The 17,113-nt window shown below is 70.8% G+C and carries 17 protein-coding genes; 8 read left to right on the top strand and 9 right to left on the bottom strand.

Annotated elements, in window-relative coordinates:
* Positions 1–37 precede the first annotated feature (37 nt).
* Positions 38–244, top strand: coding sequence for a hypothetical protein (locus tag ACIRRH_RS33825; protein ID WP_403075041.1), 207 nt, complete (start codon positions 38–40; stop codon positions 242–244).
* Positions 245–443: 199 nt separating this feature from the next.
* Here ACIRRH_RS33825 and ACIRRH_RS33820 read toward each other — a convergent pair whose 3' ends face one another.
* From ACIRRH_RS33820 to ACIRRH_RS33805, 4 genes are all read right to left on the bottom strand, one after another.
* Entirely contained in the window at positions 444–1,004 is a 561-nt protein-coding gene (locus ACIRRH_RS33820) for a hypothetical protein (protein ID WP_403075038.1), read from the bottom strand.
* A 134-nt stretch (positions 1,005–1,138) separates the two neighbouring features.
* Positions 1,139–2,452, bottom strand: a complete 1,314-nt coding sequence (locus tag ACIRRH_RS33815) for a bifunctional folylpolyglutamate synthase/dihydrofolate synthase (RefSeq protein WP_403075036.1) — start codon at positions 2,450–2,452, stop codon at positions 1,139–1,141.
* A gap of 111 nt (positions 2,453–2,563) precedes the next feature.
* Positions 2,564–3,148, bottom strand: coding sequence for a hypothetical protein (locus tag ACIRRH_RS33810; RefSeq protein ID WP_403075033.1), 585 nt, complete (start codon positions 3,146–3,148; stop codon positions 2,564–2,566).
* Positions 3,148–3,579: a hypothetical protein gene (locus tag ACIRRH_RS33805; protein WP_403075030.1), complete on the bottom strand. Its 432-nt coding sequence runs from the start codon at positions 3,577–3,579 to the stop codon at positions 3,148–3,150. Before ACIRRH_RS33805 ends, ACIRRH_RS33810 begins: the two co-directional genes overlap by 1 nt.
* Before the next feature lie 268 nt (positions 3,580–3,847).
* Here ACIRRH_RS33805 and ACIRRH_RS33800 point away from each other — a divergent pair, with 268 nt between their 5' ends.
* Positions 3,848–5,356, top strand: coding sequence for an ISL3 family transposase (locus ACIRRH_RS33800; RefSeq protein WP_403075113.1), 1,509 nt, complete (start codon positions 3,848–3,850; stop codon positions 5,354–5,356).
* 123 nt (positions 5,357–5,479) lie between these two features.
* Here ACIRRH_RS33800 and ACIRRH_RS33795 read toward each other — a convergent pair whose 3' ends face one another.
* From ACIRRH_RS33795 to ACIRRH_RS33775, 5 genes are all read right to left on the bottom strand, one after another.
* Positions 5,480–6,688 carry an IS110 family transposase gene (locus ACIRRH_RS33795; protein WP_403075027.1) on the bottom strand — a complete coding sequence of 403 codons (1,209 nt, stop codon included), beginning with the start codon at positions 6,686–6,688 and terminating at the stop codon, positions 5,480–5,482.
* A 283-nt stretch (positions 6,689–6,971) separates the two neighbouring features.
* Positions 6,972–8,204, bottom strand: coding sequence for an ABC transporter permease (locus ACIRRH_RS33790; protein WP_403075024.1), 1,233 nt, complete (start codon positions 8,202–8,204; stop codon positions 6,972–6,974).
* Positions 8,201–8,956 (bottom strand): ABC transporter ATP-binding protein, encoded by a 756-nt coding sequence (locus ACIRRH_RS33785; RefSeq protein WP_403075022.1) that lies wholly within the window; start codon positions 8,954–8,956, stop codon positions 8,201–8,203. The genes ACIRRH_RS33790 and ACIRRH_RS33785 overlap by 4 nt, the downstream gene beginning before the upstream one ends.
* Positions 8,953–10,137, bottom strand: a complete 1,185-nt coding sequence (locus ACIRRH_RS33780) for a peptidoglycan-binding protein (RefSeq protein ID WP_403075020.1) — start codon at positions 10,135–10,137, stop codon at positions 8,953–8,955. Before ACIRRH_RS33780 ends, ACIRRH_RS33785 begins: the two co-directional genes overlap by 4 nt.
* Positions 10,134–10,706, bottom strand: coding sequence for a hypothetical protein (locus ACIRRH_RS33775; protein ID WP_403075018.1), 573 nt, complete (start codon positions 10,704–10,706; stop codon positions 10,134–10,136). Before ACIRRH_RS33775 ends, ACIRRH_RS33780 begins: the two co-directional genes overlap by 4 nt.
* A 185-nt stretch (positions 10,707–10,891) precedes the next feature.
* Between ACIRRH_RS33775 and ACIRRH_RS33770 the strand changes: the two genes are divergently transcribed.
* The 6 genes from ACIRRH_RS33770 to ACIRRH_RS33745 all read left to right on the top strand — a co-directional run bounded on the left by ACIRRH_RS33770 (position 10,892) and on the right by ACIRRH_RS33745 (position 17,100).
* On the top strand, positions 10,892–11,542 hold the full coding sequence (locus tag ACIRRH_RS33770) for a response regulator transcription factor (RefSeq protein ID WP_403075110.1): 651 nt from the start codon (positions 10,892–10,894) through the stop codon (positions 11,540–11,542).
* A complete protein-coding gene (locus ACIRRH_RS33765; protein WP_403075015.1) occupies positions 11,539–12,768 on the top strand; it encodes a sensor histidine kinase in 1,230 nt (409 codons plus the stop codon). Before ACIRRH_RS33770 ends, ACIRRH_RS33765 begins: the two co-directional genes overlap by 4 nt.
* Positions 12,769–13,480: 712 nt before the next feature.
* A complete protein-coding gene (locus tag ACIRRH_RS33760) occupies positions 13,481–14,620 on the top strand; it encodes a hypothetical protein (protein WP_403075014.1) in 1,140 nt (379 codons plus the stop codon).
* Between the two features lie 181 nt (positions 14,621–14,801).
* A complete protein-coding gene (locus tag ACIRRH_RS33755; protein WP_403075011.1) occupies positions 14,802–16,163 on the top strand; it encodes a tyrosine-type recombinase/integrase in 1,362 nt (453 codons plus the stop codon).
* A gap of 517 nt (positions 16,164–16,680) precedes the next feature.
* Positions 16,681–16,848 (top strand): hypothetical protein, encoded by a 168-nt coding sequence (locus ACIRRH_RS33750; protein ID WP_403075008.1) that lies wholly within the window; start codon positions 16,681–16,683, stop codon positions 16,846–16,848.
* Positions 16,849–16,887: 39 nt separating this feature from the next.
* Positions 16,888–17,100: a hypothetical protein gene (locus ACIRRH_RS33745; protein ID WP_270142947.1), complete on the top strand. Its 213-nt coding sequence runs from the start codon at positions 16,888–16,890 to the stop codon at positions 17,098–17,100.
* Positions 17,101–17,113 lie beyond the last annotated feature (13 nt).

The raw sequence follows: 17,113 nt of genomic DNA, 5'->3' as shown, positions 1-17,113 counted from the left end.
GGGAGGACCCGCCCGGACTGGCGTTGACAGGCGCGCTGTGGCGGACACGTGCGAGGTCTGCGGGGCCACCGGTGATGTCCAGGTGCATCACGTCCGGGCCCTCGCCGATCTCGCACGTGCCGGATGGCCGCCGTCCGACTGGGCGCGCGTCATGCTCGACCGGCGGCGCAAGACCCTCGTGGCCTGCGCTGCCTGTCATGACCGCATCCACGAGGCACGAACAGCCGGATCACACACGCCGTGATCACTGGAGAGCCGGATGACAGGGAAACCGTCATGTCCGGTTCGGCGGGAGGCCGCGCGGAAAAGGACCTGCCACAGGCAGGCACCTCGCCGCGCGGCCGACCCAACTGGCTGGCTGCTGCGTTCGCGCCGCCTCGTGCGTGACTACGAGACCCTGCCCGCCGTCCACGAGCAGATGGTGCTGTGGTCGATGACCCGACTCATGAGCCGCAGGATGGCCCGCCGGCAAGCGTGAACCGCCCAGGAGACGGCTCAACCGCCCAGCCCCGGCCAGTCAACCGCTTCATCTTCGACCGCACCCCCTCCACGCTGGCCGGGCATAGCTCCAAACTGAGCACGGCGGCGATCTCCTGGCACGTCATCACCCCATCCCCACCCGAACGGCGTTCCGCCAGCGCGGTCAAGATCCGCTGATAGTCCACCGCGAGCACCGCCGCCGACACCCCGGGCCGCCACACCGGAACGATCGAACCCGCACGCGCGGCACGCGGCTGGTGCACTTGGGCAGGCACCTCGGGGCCGGGCTCCAGCTCCGACCCGCAGGGCCGCTCGACCGGGACCAAATCAACCCCGCCGGCTTCCACGGAACGCGGCGCGGACAGGACCTCGTCCACACGCTGCCGGGCGATCAGCCACTCCTGCCAGTCCGTTTCTGCCTCGGCGAGCTCGGCCAGCACCCGGTCCGCCTTCTCCCGAAGCGCCTCCACGCGCTCACGCGCGGCCAGCTCCCGTTCCTCCAAAAGACCCGCAACCGACGGCACCCGGCACCTCCACCGACGAGACAACCCGACGGCCCGAGCCTGCCTCACCAACACCGGAATCATGCCTGACCTGCGGAAACACGCCCATCAAGTTCGGTACGACAACGGCTGCTCAGATGTGTCGGCAGGAGCGGTCAGCCGGGCGGCAGCTGGAATAGTTCACGGACACGGCCAACCAGGGAGAGGAATCCCAGAACGATAACGAGGCCGCCGGCCCCGACGAGTTCGGTGGCGTGGCGGACGGCGTCAGCGGTCTCCTCCCGTACGTACAGTTCTCGGCGTGTCGCCAGGGCGGCGCGCATCCCGTCCGGGGCCGCTTCGTTGGGGTGCCCGACCCGGGTCAGTACTACCGGCCAATCAGCCGGCAGTGGCTCAAGCATGGTTGCCACATTCCTGTACCGGAGGGTGCCGAAGACGAGGGCGGTGCGCTCAGCAGCACGGGATTGCTTCAGGATTTCCGGGGCCACGGTCGCCACACCCTGGTTGTTGTGGGCGACGTCGAGCAGCAGGCGGCCGGTCCAGGGGCCGAGTCGGGCTGGCGCCAGCAGTTCGAGGCGGCCGGGCCAGCGAGTCGCGGCAAGGCCAGTGCGCAGCGCCTCCTCCGAGATACCGCGGATCAGTCCTCGTTCGACCATCGCGTCGATGCCGGCTACGGCAAGGGCCAGATTGTGATGCTGGTGTTCTCCGTGGAGCGGACAGGGCAAGTCCCGGTGGACTGCGTGCGGGGTGGCTACTTCCAGCACGGTATGCCCGTCGTGGGCCGTGCGTGGCTGGTAGCGGATTTCCTGGTGCAGGCGCCAGACGGTCAACTCCGTGTGGTGGCTGAGGACATCCTCTGCGGCCCTGGCCGCCTCCTCGGGCAAGTCGCCGAGCACGACGTGGTCGCCGTCTCGCACAATGCCTGCCTTGTTCCGTGCGATCTCGCTCAGGCTGTTTCCCAGCACATGCTCGTGGTCCAGTCCCACTCCGGTAATGACCTTTACGCCGGGGTCAAAGCAGTTGACCGCGGTGCGTCGGCCGCCGATGTTCGCCTCCATGACGGCCAAGTCCACTCCCGAGATGGCGAAATGAACTGCAGCTGCGGCTGCGTGCACTGCTCCTGCATTGACCTCAAGACCCGTACTCCTGAGGGTGTCGTCGACCTTGGCGAAGGCGTCGAGACACGCGGAGGCAGAGATGGGCATCCCGTTGATGCGGATGCGTTCGGAGACCTGTTGCAAGTGCGGGCTGGGCATGCTTCCGATTCGTAGCCCGGCCGCGGCCAACGCTGAGACTGCGAACGCGCAGGTCGATCCCTTCCCGTTGGTGCCGGTGACCGTCATGCCCCGCAGGTTGCGTCCCGGGTCGCCGAGGGCTTTGAGCAGCTGCGGCAGCATACTGGCGCCCGCTCCGTTGAACCGGTGTCGATCGAAGATCTCTTGACTGGCAAGGTCTTCTTCCGTAGCCAACTGGGCCACCTCGCAATCGGATTGGTGGGGAGGCGGGGAGAGGTGCGTGCTCAAGGAGTTCGGTCGAGCGACGTGTGGCGTCGGGTAGGGCTGGGCGAAAGCTACCGCCTTTCAAGCGTCGCCGTCGAAGGACACTCCGCCGGCACCAGGCGAGTGACGCGAGGCAGAAGCACGGGTCGGGCCTCGGCCGAGATCCCGGTCAGCGGCCAGGTCGTCTTGGGCCTGAGGCCCCCCGGATGCGGTTACGGTGCTGAGCGGGGGCCATGCCTGGGGCAGGCGCTCGGCCACGGCACGCCACGCGGTGAGGGGGAAGGCATGCGGGGTGTCGGTGACGATCTGGAGGGCGACATGGTCCGCGCCTGCCTCCAAGTGGGCCAGGACGCGCCGCGCGACGACGTCGGCGGACCCCCACACCACCAGGGAGTCGACGAGGTGGTCACTGCCCCCGTCGGCGAAATCACCCTGGGTGAACCCGCCCTCCAGCCAGGTCCGCACATAGTTGGGCTTCCTGAGGTAGGGAGCGATCGCCCACCGCGCCGTGGCACGGGCCGTGACCGGGTCGGTGTCCACCACCGACGTCTGCACCGGCGCGAGGAGTGGCCCCGCCCCCAGCGCCGCGCGTGCCCGGGCGGTGTGGGACGGCGGGACCAGGTAGGGCTGCACTCCAGCGGCCCGATCGGCGGCGAGCTGAGTCATCAGGGGCCGGTGCGCGCCCGGATCCGCGCGGCCTTCGGCAGTGGCCCTGCGGACGCGTCCAGAGCGTCGAGGTAGGCGCTCATCACCGTGCAGGGGCGCCGGTACGCCGCGGCGATCTCCGCGTGACTGACGGCCAGGCCCACCAGTGTCCGTCGCCGATACGGTGCGGCAAGCCCGTGGTAGGCGGCGGCGAGCCGATCGGGCGGAAGGTTCCAGATGGAGACGCAGGAGGGGGCGACGATCGCGCGCCGGGTCGCCGTGAGCAGGTTGAGGCTGCTGTGCAGGTCCCCACTCGGGTTTCCACCGGGAATGCCGCCCAACCACAAGGTGCCGTAGCCGAGCTCCTCCAGTTCGCAGGCCGCGACCCGCGCTCGATCGGGATCACCGTGAGTGAACGCTGTACTCCACACCCCGACCGGCGACATATCCATACGGCGTCCTCCTCGGCATTCACCTGACGATGGCCTGTCCTGACAGTCACTCGGCCACAGTCTGACGGGTAGCCCGCCTGACGGCGAGATCGCGTTCCAGCCTGATCACGTCCGCCGGAGTGTTCACCGCCTGCCAGGGCGCGTCGATCGCGTAACCCGCCAGCTGAGGGTGTGTCCAGCGAACGGCTCTGTCCCGTATCCGGTGGTAACGAAGGGTGACGGTCGTCGTTGGCACGGCATGCGCGATGTCAACGAGCTTGTGAGTGTGGTGTTTTCGGGATTGTCGGCCCTCGTCGTCGAGGGTGTGGCTGATGAGGGCGAGGTTATCCGGGTGTCGGCTCGGACCCGGGATGATCCGGTTCCGTGCCCGGTGTGTGGCCAGCCGACAGGGCAGGTGCATGCCTTCCACGGGCGGGTGGTCGCGGACGTTCCGGTTGACGGGCGCCGGGTCGTGGCGTCGGTGCGGGTCCGGCGCATGGTCTGCCCGGTCCTGGGCTGCCCGCGGCAGACGTTCCGCGAGCAGGTCCCCGGCCTGATCGAGCGCTACCAGCGGCGCACGCGCCGTCTCGCCGACCAGCTCGGTGGGATCGTCAAGGAGTTAGCGGGCCGGGCGGGCGCCCGCCTCTCCCGCATGCTGGCCTGTGCGATCTCCCGCTCGACCGCCCTGCGCTTGCTCATGCGCCAGGCCCTGCCGCCGCCGTGTGTCCCGCGCGTGCTCGGCGTCGACGACTTCGCCCTGCGCCGGCGTCAGCGTTACGCCACCGTGCTCATCGACGCCGAGACCGGCGAGCGGATCGACGTCCTGCCCGATCGCACCACCCAGACCCTGGTCGCCTGGCTGCGCGAGCATCCCGGGGCCGAGTACGTCTGCCGCGACGGCTCCGGCTCCTACAGCGAGGCGATCCGCCAGGCCCTGCCCGAAGCAGTGCAGGTCAGCGACAGGTGGCACTTGTGGAGTAACCTGTGCGGCAAGGTCCTGGCCGAGGTCCGCTCCCACGCCGCCTGCTGGGCCACCGCCGTGAACCCCGCCCGGCCCGGAGGCGTGCGCGAGCAGACCACCCGCGAACGCTGGAAGCAGGTCCACGACCTGCTCGGCCAGGGCGTCGGCCTGCTCGAATGCGCCCGTCGCCTTGACGTCGCCCTGAACACCGTCAAGCGGTACTCCCGCATGAAGGAGCCCACCGCAGAGCGCCGCGCACCCCGCTACAAGCCCACGCTCGTCGACCCCTACCGCGACCACCTGCACCGACGCCGGGCCGAGGACCCCGCGGTGCCCGTCACCCACCTCCTGCGCGAGATCAAGGAGCTCGGCTACACCGGCAGCGCGAACCTGCTGGTCCGCTACCTCACCCAGGGCCGCGCCGAGGGCGACAGACCCGTCACTACCCCGCAGCGCTTCGCCCGCCTCCTCCTCAGCCGCCCGGAGAACCTGCGTGACAAGGACACCGCACTGCTGAGGGAACTCACTGCGGCATGCCCCGAGATGACCGAACTCGCGCGTCTGACCCGAGAGTTCGCGCAGCTACTGGCGCCGGTCGAGGGCAACGACGCCAAGCTCACGGACTGGATCACCTCAGTTCGCTCCGTCGGCCTGCCCCACCTGCACTCGTTCAGCAACGGGCTCGAACTCGACCGCGCCGCCGTCGACGCCGGACTCACCACCCCGCACCACAACGGCCGCACCGAGGGCGTCAACACGCGAACCAAGAAGATCATGAGGCAGATGCACGGCCGGGCCGGGTTCCCCCTGCTCCGCCAGCGCATCCTCCTCCAGTGATCACTACAGAGCGCTACCACCGATTACGGGACAGAGCCGTTCTTTGTACAGACCCGCGCCGTCGGCGAACCCCGCGCGTGTTGCCGGGGGGTGCCTCTATGTCCTTCGTCAAGGCTGCGTGGGTCATGCTGCGGCGGTTTCGGGGGTGCGGGTCTCGTAGAGGGTGCCGTCTCGGAGCATGGCGAACAGGACGCTGATGCGTTGGCGGGCGAGGCGTAGGAGGGCCTGGGTGTGGGTTTTGCCGCGGTCTCGCTGCCGGTCGTAGTAGGTCCGGGAGTCGGGGTCGTGGAGGGCGGCGAAGGCGGAGAGGAACATGGCCCGTTTCAGGAGCCGGTTGCCGGTCCTCGGGGCGTGTTCGCCGTGGATGGAGGACCCGGAGGACTTCGTCGCCGGCGCCAGGCCGGCGTAGGAGGCCAGGTGGGCGGCCGTGGGAAAGCTGGTGCCGTCGCCGACGGTGACCAGAAGGGTGGCGGCGGTCCTGACCCCGACTCCGGGCATCGAGGTCAGGACCGGGGAAAGAGGGTGGGCCTCCAGCAGTTCGCCGATCTGGGCTTCGACGGCTCGCCGCTGTTCGTGGACGGCGGCGAGCGAGCGGGCCAGGAAGGGCACCACCACGTCGAGGGTGGTGGTGCCCGGGACGACAACGGTCTGTTCGTCGAGCGCGTCGAAGATCTCGTCGACCAGTCGTTCGGCCATGCGCGGGGCCTTCGGGCGTATCAGGGTCACGAGTCTTCGTCGGCCGGCCTTGCGCAGGGCGGCCGGGGAGCCGTGCTGTTCGAGTAGGTGGGTGACGGCGGGGTGGTCCAGGCGCGGGCCGAGGACGCGTTCGAGGGAGGGGTGGAACTGGGTGAGCAGGCCGCGCAGGCGGTTGCTGGTGCGGGTGGCCTCCGCGGCGAGGTCCTGGTCGAAGCCGGTCAGGACGGTGAGCTGGGCCGCGGTCTCGTCGGCGAGTTCGAGGGCGCGCAGGGTGTGGGGCATGGTGCGGGCGGCGCCCGCGATCACATGGGCGTCGCGGGCGTCGGTCTTGGCCTCGCCGGGGTAAAGATCGGCGATGCGGCGCATCGCCAGCCCGGGCAGGTAGGCGACCTCGCAGCCGGCGTCACGGGCCACCGCGAGCGGCAGGGCGCCGATCGAGGCCGGCTGGTCGACGATGACCAGGACGCGGCCGAACTTGGCGGTGAGCTTGTCGAAAACGGCCCGCAGCTTCGGCTCGCTGTTGGGCAGCCGCTTGTCGAACACGGTTTTTCCCGATGTGGTCAGGCCGTGGCCGTGGTGGTCGCCCTTGCCGACGTCCAGGCCAAGGAAGACCGCGATGTCACTCGTGTCGAACACCGAACCCCCCGAAGGTCGTTCATCGTCCCGGCCTCGCCCATCGGCACCGTTCGCGCGCATCCACGTTACGCAGACCCGGCATCCGTCAGCGGCCGGGCGTTGCGCTCGGCCGGGTGCCGGTTAGGCCTCTCATTAGCGGTCATACGGTGCTCCGGGCCCGGTGACACCACCCCCCAGGTCATGCGATCGACAGGGGGCAACAGTCATGCCGGACCCGGAGGCCAGGAGCCCCGTTTCAGGGCCACGAAGAAGGTAACGGGGCTGGCCGCCGGTGTCCGTACGGCTACGTGGCGCGGAGGGCTTCGGTGGGTGACATGCGGGCGGCGCGCAGGGCCGGGTACAGCCCTGCGAGGGCGCCGACCGCCACGGCGGTCGCCGGTCCGGCGGCGGCCCACACGGCGGGGACGGTGGCCGGCCAGCCGTGGGCGGCGGCGTACCCGTACACCGCCGCCGCGCCGATGGCCGCGCCGGCGATGCCGCCGAGGGCACCCAGGAGGACCGCCTCGATCAGGAACTGCGCGGCGATCTGCCCCTGCCGGGCGCCCAGGGCGCGCCGCAGGCCGACTTCGCCGCGCCGTTCCATCACCCCCACCACCATGGTGTTGGCGATGCCAACCCCTCCGACCAGCAGGGCCACGCCGGCCAGGGCGAGAACCAGTCCGGTCAGGGTGTCCTGGGTCTCCGCCCGGGCCTTGAGCAGCTCCGAGGGCCGCGAGACGGCGACCATCGTGGGGTGGGCGGGGTTGGCGGTGGGTGCGGCGACGGCCTGCACGTCGGCGACCCGGTCGGGGTGCACGCGCACGTACACCGTTGCCGGTGTGCCGTCTGCGCCCAGATGTGCTTGCGCCCGCGGGCCGCCGACGAGTGCGCTGGAGTCGATCTCGGGTGCCAGTTCGTCAGGCTGGAGGATCCCGGACACCTGGTACCAGTCGCCGGTGAGGCCCTTGCCGGTCAGCCAGACCCGGTCCCCGGGGGCGGTGACGCCCAGCCTGGCGGCGGCCGCGTCACCGAGGACCACCACGGGCAGGTTCTGCGAGGCGGCGTCGAGCCAGCGCCCGGCGCGCAGTGTCGCGTGCAGGGCGTCCAGCAGGTCCAGCTGTGCGGACAGCACGGTCAGGCTGTTGGTCTGGCCTTCCGGCACGAGGTCGTTGCGGTAGACGGACGCCTTGGTCGCGCCGGTGGCGGTGACCTTCTGCACGGGGGCGATGTTGCCCAGCATCACCGGCGCTTCCGGAGGCAGCGGCACGAGCCGCTGGGAGGCGTCCTTTCCCGGCGCGACGGTGATCAGGTTGCTGCCGAGCCGGTCGAGACGGTCCAGCAGGTGCGCCTGGTTGGACGCCGAGATGCCGGTGACCGCGACGACGGCGGCGATGCCCAGGGCGATGCCGAGCGCGGACAGCGCCGAGCGCAGCCGGCGGGTACGGGGGCCCAGCAGGCCCAGCCGCAGCAGGTCGGACGGGCGCAGCCGGACCGGACGGGGCAGTGCGTCGAAGTCGCTTGGGGTGCGGAGGTTCACCGGGCACCGCCCCCGGCCGCCGCCGCGGCGCCGCACTCGTCGAACGCGATGCGTCCGTCCTGGATGCCGACGCGGCGTGGGAACGACGCCGCCAGCTCCCGGTCGTGGGTGATGACCACCACCGTGGTGCCGTCCTCGTTCAGCTCTCGCAGCAGGTCGACGACGGACGCGCCGGAGGCGCTGTCCAGTGCCCCGGTCGGTTCGTCCGCCAGCAGGAGCGCGGGACGACCGGCGACCGCGCGGGCGATCGCCACCCGCTGCTTCTCCCCGCCCGACAACTGCTCCGGGCGGTGGTCCAGGCGGTGACCGAGCCCGACCCGCCGCAGCACCTCCACCGCACGCCGGCGCCGGACGCGGGCGCTCTCGCCGGTGTACAGCAGCCCGGTGGCCACGTTCTCCACGCAGCTCAGCCCGGCCAGCAGGAAGAACTGCTGGAAGACGAAGCCGATGCGGTGCGCCCGCAGCGCGGCGACCTGCCGCTCGCGCAGGTCCGCCAGGTCGTGTCCGTCCAGGCTGATCCGGCCCGCGGTGGGGCGCTCCAGGGTGCCGATCAGCGACAGCAGGGTGGACTTCCCCGAGCCCGACGGGCCGACGACGGCCAGCAGTTCGCCGCGGTTCACGAGCAGGTCGATGCCGTGCAGGATGCGCAGCGGGGCCGCGTCCCCGTACTCCTGGACGACGCCTCGCAGTTCCAGTACCGGGTCGGTCCCGGCGGCGGAGCGTGCGGCCGGGAGGGTGGCGTCGGTGGTCACGACGGCACCACCACCCGGTCGCCCTCGCGGACGTCTCCGGTGATCTCGGCGCGGGCGTTGGCGACCAGGCCGACCTTGACCGGGGCCAGGACCGGCGCCGCGCCGTCGTGGACCACCTGTACGCCGTAGCCGCCCTCGGCGAGGGCCAGCAGGGCGGTGACCGGCACCACCAGGACGTCCTGTGCGCTGCGGTCGGTGACGGTGACGGTGACGCCGGGCTGGACGTTCTCCAGCGCCTTGCGGACGGTTTCCTGGTCGGTGACCGTGATGGTGACGGTGGCCTTCTGGTTGCCGCCGTTGCCGCCCGAGCCGCCGTTTCCCGTGCCGCTCTGTCCGTCGCTGGTGCGGGTGAACCCGCGCACCCGGCCCTGCACGGTGCCGCCACCGGTGAGTTCCAGTGCGACGGTGCTGCCCGGTGCGAACTGCGGCAGCTGGTCGTCCTCGGGCTGCACCGTGGCCACCACCTCGGGGCCGGTGACCTTCAGCACGGTGGTGTCGGCGAGCTGCTGGCCGAGTTTGGCGGTGATCTCCTTCACCCGCACCTCGGGCATCGGCAGCACCACCACGCGGCCGGTTTCGACCTTTCCGGTCTGTTCCAGGCCGAGCGACTTCTGCCAGCGTTTGACCGCGACGGCGGTGGCCGCGGTGAACTTGTCGTCGACGGTCAGGCCCAGACCGCTCGCGTGGCCGAGGTCCACCAGGTTGCGCTTGAGCTGCTTGACGTCGGGGCCGTCGGGCACGTTCTCGGCGAGTTCGCGCCACAGCGGCCGCTCGCCGGTGAGCAGCACCACGGGTCTGCCGTCCACCTCCCACACCGCGCCGCCGGCCTTGATCACCTCGCCGGGCGCGGGGAGCCTGGTCACCGTTCCGCGGCCCTGCCCGGTCACCTCCACGCCGGTGCCGTAGTCGAGCCTGCCGCCCAGACGCATGCCGGAGGAGAGCGAGGTGCGCTGCACCACGGCCGTGCCGGTGCCGGCCTTCGGCTGCCCGGTCACGGTGTCGTGCGAGCGCCACGGCTGCGCGACCACCGTCACACCCCCGCCCGCCACCGCCACGACCACGAGCAGCGCGATGGCGGAGTTGCGCAGCCGTCGGCCCCGGCGGCGGGACCGAGGCGCGTCCGCGTCCGGGCCCGACGTCGTATCGAGGTCGCGGGTGTCGTCGCCCATGGCCCCGCTCACCGTCCCTCCTTGCCCAGCGAGGTGACGCCCACGTCTTGGAAGTCCTTGCCGCAGACCGCGTACGCCCGCTCGAACGCGGCCGGGTCGATGTCGACCGCGATGGCCACATTGCCGCCGAACTTGGCGTCAGGGTCAGGTACCTGACCTATCGTCAATTCGTTGTTGCGCAGGCAGACGGCGAGCTGCCGGGCCCGCTCCACCATCTTGGGCAGGTCCTTGTCGGCGATCTGCCGCATGCCGGGCACCTTGGCGTCGCATGCGGTCATGGCCTTCTCCATGGCGGCGGCCCCGGCGTCCGCTGCCGAGCCCGATCCGGCCTCCCCGGCCCCTGCGGCCGGCCACTCGACCTGCCCCTGCTTGTTGACCTGCACGGAGGTCTGGCCGGCTTCGTGCATGCACTGCACCCACGCCTGCTTGATCGCGCCCTCGTCCTGCGGCTTGACCGTGCCGGTGCCGGTCCCGGCGACCCTCGGCGCGGCGTCCGTGCCGGACGAACAGCCCACCACGACCAGGACCCCGGCCATGGTGGCCAGAACCGCCCCCGCCGCCCGGCTCACCGTGCGCTTCATCACATACCTCCGGATGCTGACAGATCCCCGGTACCGCCAACCGGCGTCCGATGCACCAGGTGTACGCGCGCACCGGTTGGCCCCCGGTCATCCGCGGCCAACCCGCGGCTAACCGGCGTGCGGCGAGACTGGAACGGAACCCGGCACGGTCACACGACACACGGAGCGGAGCTGAGCGGCAGATGATGAAGGTGCTGATCGTCGAGGACGAGGAAGAGCTGGCCGAGATGATCGCGGACGGCCTTCGCGGCGAGGGCATGAGCGCCGACGTCGCCCACGACGGCGCCACCGCGCTGCAGATGGCCTCCGCCACCTCCTACGACGTCCTGGTCCTCGACCGCGACCTCCCGGTGATCGGCGGCGACGCCGTCTGCCGCACCCTGAACGCCGCCGGCTACCCGGCCCGCGTCATGATGCTCACCGCCGCCGGCACCCTGTCCGACATCGTCGACGGCCTCGGCCACGGCGCCGACGACTACCTCACCAAACCGTTCTCCTACCTCGAACTGGTGGCCCGCCTGCGCGCCCTGGGCCGCCGCGGCCCAGCCGGCTCGCCCACCGTGCTGGAACGCCACGGCGTGCGCGTGGACACCGTGCGCCGCCTCGCCGAACGCGACGGGCGGCTGCTGCGGCTGACCCCGAAGGAACTGGGCGTACTGGAGGCGCTGCTGGAAGCCGACGGCGGCGTCCTCACCCCGGCGCAGCTGCTCGACGCGGCCTGGCAGACCCCGCCCGAGTCGCGCAGCGCCGTCAAGGTCACCGTCCACCAACTACGGCGCAAGCTCGGCGAACCGCCCGTGATCGAGACCGTGCCCGGCTTCGGATACCGACTGTGAAGGCCGTCCGCTCCGGCCGTCGACCCCGCCTCCGTCTCCGTCTCCGCCGGGACGGTGGCCGGGGGCCGACCATCCGCACCCGCCTGGCACTGCTCAACACCGCCGTACTGATAGCCGGAGGCAGCGCGCTGCTCGCCCTGAACTGGGCCAGCGCGCACCAGGTACTGGACCTCCACCGCGAAGTCGTCCAGCCCACCACCGTCCAACAGCCCACCGCCCCGCCCGACACACCCGCCGCGCCCGCCGAAACGGCGCTGAGCGTCGAAGCGGCCCAGACCGCTCCCGCCGCCCGGTTCGAGGACTTCCGCGACGCGGTACTGCACGACCTGCTCACCCGGTCCCTGCTGGTCCTCCTCGCCGTCGCCGCGCTGTCGCTGATCGCCGGCTGGTGGGTGGCCCGCCGCTCCCTCGCCCGCATCGGCAAGGTCACCGCGACCGCCCGGCACATCAACGACGCCAACCTGCACGACCGACTCGCCCTGGTCGGGCCCGACGACGAGGTCAAGGAACTCGCCGACACCTTCGACGCCATGCTCAACCGCCTGGAACGCGCCTTCGCCGACCAGCGCCGCTTCACCGCCCAGGCCTCACACGAGCTGCGCACCCCGATGACCCTGCAACGCACCGCGCTGGAGATCCCCCTCGCCCAGGGCCGCGTCCCCGCCGACCTGGAACCGGCGCTGCGCCGCGCCCTGGCGGCCACCGACCGCAGCGAACGCCTCCTCGCCTCACTCCTGGCCCTCGCCCGCGGCGAGAGCGGCATGCTCGACCCGCACCCGACCGACCTCGCCGACCTCGCCCGCAGTGCCGTCGCCCAGATCGCCGACGAGGCACAGCAGATGAATGTCCACATCGACACCTCGCTGCACCCCGCACCGCTGACCGGCGACCCGGTGCTGCTCGGCCAGCTCGTCCACAACCTCGTGGCCAACGCAGTACGCCACAACCACCCCGGCGGCTCCGTCCGGATCACCACGACCCGCACCGGCGCCCGCAGCACCATCGAGATGTCCAACACCGGGCCGATCGTGGCGGCCGACGACCTGGACGACCTGTTCCTGCCGTTCCGGCGCGGCACCACACCCCACCGGACCGGCTCGGGCCTCGGCCTGGCCGTCGTACGGGCCATCACCCACACCCACCATGGCACCCTGGCCGCCCACCCCAACCCCGACGGCGGCCTCACCCTGCGCGCCGAACTGCCCGACCAGCACGCCACCGACTGAACACGCGGGCCGAATCCGCTGGACCCGCGTAGGTCCGTATCCGACGGTCCGGCTGGGGCCCCACCCGGGAGCCTCTGACCGGGCTCTCGGAATTCTTCGGGCCGGCCAGCTCCGCAAGGCGCGCGTGGATCGGCTCGGCGCTGTCGGACACGGTGCAGCCCTCCTTCCGGTCCGCGCCAGAGCCCGAGATGGCGGCACCAATAGTTCAGGTTTGTACCATATGACATGCTTCGAGATGTCTCATCCTGAGAAGGGAACCGACCATCCATGGATCGCCCCTTCGTGCCGCCGCGTACTCCAGCGTCGCGTCTTCCAAGGGGAGGACGCCCAGCCGAACAGTCGCTCGGCCAGTGCGCAGCCGCAGCCACATGCCGCCCTGAATGCCTCCTGGAGCCGGCCGAGAATGCCGCCACGGGTAGCCGACGAGTCCAGGCGCAAGAAGGCCGAGCCTGCCCATTGCGCCGGCCAGGAACCTCCCGTCCGGTGTTCTCGCGAGCACGCCGGCATCCGTAATGCCCCCGCATCACTGGTCTCATCCGAATCCGTCGAGGAGCCCGTGGCCCTGGTTCAAACGCCTCTGCCCCAGGAGGGGGCGCGCCCTCTCGCAACCGCCGGTGCCTGTCGGCTGCACGATCCGGAGGTTTCTGGCGATGCGTCAGAATGGCTCGACGCCCAGCGGCGTTGCCGAGCAGATCACCGGAGGTACGGCTTCATGACCCGCTACAGCGTCGACCCCGACCGGCGCGAGCTGATCGCGACCTGGGGAACGGGCGAGGGCGATCTCGCCACCCGCATCGCCGCCGTCCCGGCCGGCACGGATACGGCCGCGCTGATGCGGCTGGCCCGCGCGCTCACCCACCTGTCCGAGGCCGCGTGGCGCACCTACACCCACCCCGCCAGCGCCGCCTCCTCCATCGAGCCCAACTCCGAGGGCTGGCGCCGCGCGGAAGAACGCAAGGCGTTCGACGAGGTCCCCGGCGCCATCACGCGGCCCAACCTCCCCCAGGACGGCATGCTCGACGTCGAATACAGTCCCCTGGTCGAATCCGCCCACCGCGCCGGCCGCGCCCTGCACGCCATCGGCAACGCGGACCTCACCGACGCCGTCCTCGCCGAAGTCGGCACCGAACTCGCCGCGGTGGACAACGCCGAACTCGGCGACCTCACCGGCCGCGCCCACCAGGCCGTCGTCCTCAGCCGCGAAAGTGCCTCCCCCGTCCAGGTCGCCGCCGCCGACCGCCTCCTCGAACAGAACCCCTTCGGCCCCGCCGCACTGTTCACCGATATCGACCCCACCGCCGCGGCCGTCGCCGCAGCCCACTGGCTCGCGGCCGCAGCCGAAGTCACCGCCGAAGCCACCGGCCACTCCCCCACCACCCTGCTCCTCGAAGCCGACGACATCGAAGCCCTCCCCCACGAAACCCCCACCCACGTCCTCGAACTCCTCGAAGCCGGCGCCTCCCCGTACGACGCGGTCACCGGCCTCGTCCGCCACGCCCTCCACATCGCCGACGGCCTCCTCCCCGACCCCGCCGGCCTGCGCGAACAACTCGAAGACCTCGACGACACCATCACCGAACACACCGGCCCGGACACCGACCCCGAGGACACCGGCCTGCGCCTGACCCCACTCGACCCCCAACGACCCGCCCCCGACCTCCTCGAAGACCTCCTCGCCGGCATCCACGGCTGCTGGCTCATCCACCAGGAATACGACGACCTCGACAAAGAGGACAGCTTCAGCGACGACGATCAAGACGACAAGCACACCGAACAACCCGGCATCGACCGCAGCCGATTCACCCGCCTCGTCCGCGAAGCCGCAGCCGCCAACCGCGACCGGCTCGTCTAACCGACCTGCGTCGGCCACAGAAGCCAGCCGACGATCAGCTGCCCGCAGGCCCCTTGTCGCTGGCCAAGGGAGACCCGCAGGTCACGATCAAACTCTGGGGCCGGTGGTCGCACGGTGGTCGCCCCGCCGACGCACACTGGAGGTGAGGACGACTCGCGCACAATCATTCGAGACGATCACCATGCGCTGCTCACCGAACCCCTCAGACGGCCGGGACCGGGGACGCGTCTACCGGCGCTGCGGCTGCCGTGACGACCACCGCCGCCAGCTCGGCACCACCTGCCCCCGACTCGCCGCCGACCCCCACCACGGCACCTGGGCCTTCGCCGTCGACACCCCGCCCGTCGACGGCCACCGCCGCACCATCCGCCGCACCGGCTTCCCCGACGAAATCAAGGCCCGTATCGCACTGCGGCGCTTCAACGAGGGCCTGGCCCTGTGCGTCATCACCGACCCCAGGCAGCGCACCGCAGACTACCTCCGGGACTGGCTGGACGAGCGGGAGCTCCACCTCAAGCCCACCACCATGGCCCGCTACCGCGCCTACGTCGAACAGGACCTCATCCCCGCCCTCGGCCAGATCCCCCTGATCGACCTCACCCGCCAGCACCTGCGGGCCTTCGTCACCGAGCAGCTACGACGAGGCCGCGGCAAAGTGACCGTCCACCGGATCATGGCAGCCCTCTCCAGCGCCCTCAGCTCAGCCGTCACCGACGAGCGCCTGGCCCGAAACCCCGCCAAACCCCCGCTCCTCGCCCGCCCCGCCTCCGCCCCCAGACACCTGTGGACCGAGGAACAGACCGCGCGCTTCCTGCGCTTCACCCACATCACCGACCCTCTCTACGCCGACCTCGCCGAACTCATGATCGGCTCCGGCATCCGCAAGGGCGAAGCGCTCGCCCTGCACTGGGACGATGTCCACCTGCCCGAACGCGTCTTCTTCATCCGCAACACCCTCTCCGCCGTCGACAACAACCAGATCCTGCTCACCACGCCGAAAACCAAGGGCAGCAAGGCATGGGTCGCCCTGTCCGACCGCGTCGTCGACGCCCTCGAAGACCGGGCCGGCACACGAGCGTTCGGCCAGATCACCCCCGCTGGCGGCTACGTCTTCCACCGCCACGGCCGCCCCCTGCACCCCAAGAGCGTCCTCGACCGCTTCCACCTGCTCTGCGACAAGGCCGGCGTCCCCCGCATCGCCCTGCACGACCTACGCCACCTCACCGCCAGCTTCGCAACGGCCGCAGGCGTCCCCCTGCCCGTCACCTCCAAGACCCTGCGTCACCGCCCCCTGTCCACCAGTGCGAACATCTACACGGACCTGACCTTCCTCGCCGCCCGCGCAGCCGTCGACGCCGTCGCCTGGGTCCTCAACAACGCCGACCGCGCCGCCCTCGGTCGGCCCGCCTGCCGCGCCCGGCGCCCCTGGCATCAGAACCCGCGCCCGCACCGGAAACTGCCCGCACACCAGCAGACACGAACAGAAGAATCCTCAGCGGCCTGGCCTATGTGGCCCGGAGACCACCATGCGACCACCAGCTGACCAGGCAACAGAAAGAGCCGGCACTCGGTTTCCCAAGTACCGGCTCTCACAACCGACTTCGCAGTCGGGACGACAGGATTTGAACCTGCGACCCCTTGACCCCCAGCACCGAGTCGATATGACATGCCGTCAGCGTCCACTTCGTGCACAAGCGCCCGTTATGGCCCATGGGCGCCCATCAGGTCTGGTCCCAAAGTGGTCCCAGGCGCCGCCACCTCTCCCCAGTTACTGCCAGCGACGGGAACCTGATGATCATTCAGAGGCGGTCTTCGGGAGCGCCCGTCAGCCCCGGTGGCCACGGCGCAGGCCAGCGTGCCGGATTGGCTCGTGCGGGCGGATCACGGTCGCTTACCCATCGGCTACGGATCGTGATCTTCCGGGCGGTGTGTCGTCTGGAGCGTGTCCTGCCCGACTGGCCTCGCCGTGCCTCGCGCACTGCCCCGCACGCTCTGCCAACACGCCCGACCACCCGGCGAATCTTGGACCCGGAATCACCCAGTCCAAGAAGGAGACACCCGTGGCGCAGCGTACGAGCAGGGGCCGGGTCTATCGGTGCGGTTGCCAGGACGAGAACCGGAAGCAGATCGGCCCGTGGCGTCCGCAGCTGATTGCGGACGTCAAGCACGGCAAGTGGACCTATCCCGTCGACCTCGCTCCGGAGGACGGCCGGCGTCGCACCCGCTGACGGGGTGGCTTCGCCAGCCGTGCCGAAGCCGCTCGCGAGATGACTCGAGTTCTGGACGGCGAGCTGCGCGGTGTCTACGAGGACCGCCGCACCACCGTTGCCGACTACCTGCGCGAATGGCTCGCCGCGAAGAAGTTGGAACTTGCACCAAACACCTACGCCGGCTACGAGGCGTGCGTCGAGCGGGACCTGATCCCCGCCTTCGGCCGCTACCTACTGCTGGACCTACGCCCCAAGCACATCGACGCGTAGATCACCGCCCAGC

It is taken from the genome of Kitasatospora sp. NPDC101235 (assembly GCF_044767505.1).
Classification (GTDB): Bacteria; Actinomycetota; Actinomycetes; order Streptomycetales; family Streptomycetaceae; genus Kitasatospora.
This window is presented reverse-complemented; position numbering and strand designations above follow the sequence as displayed.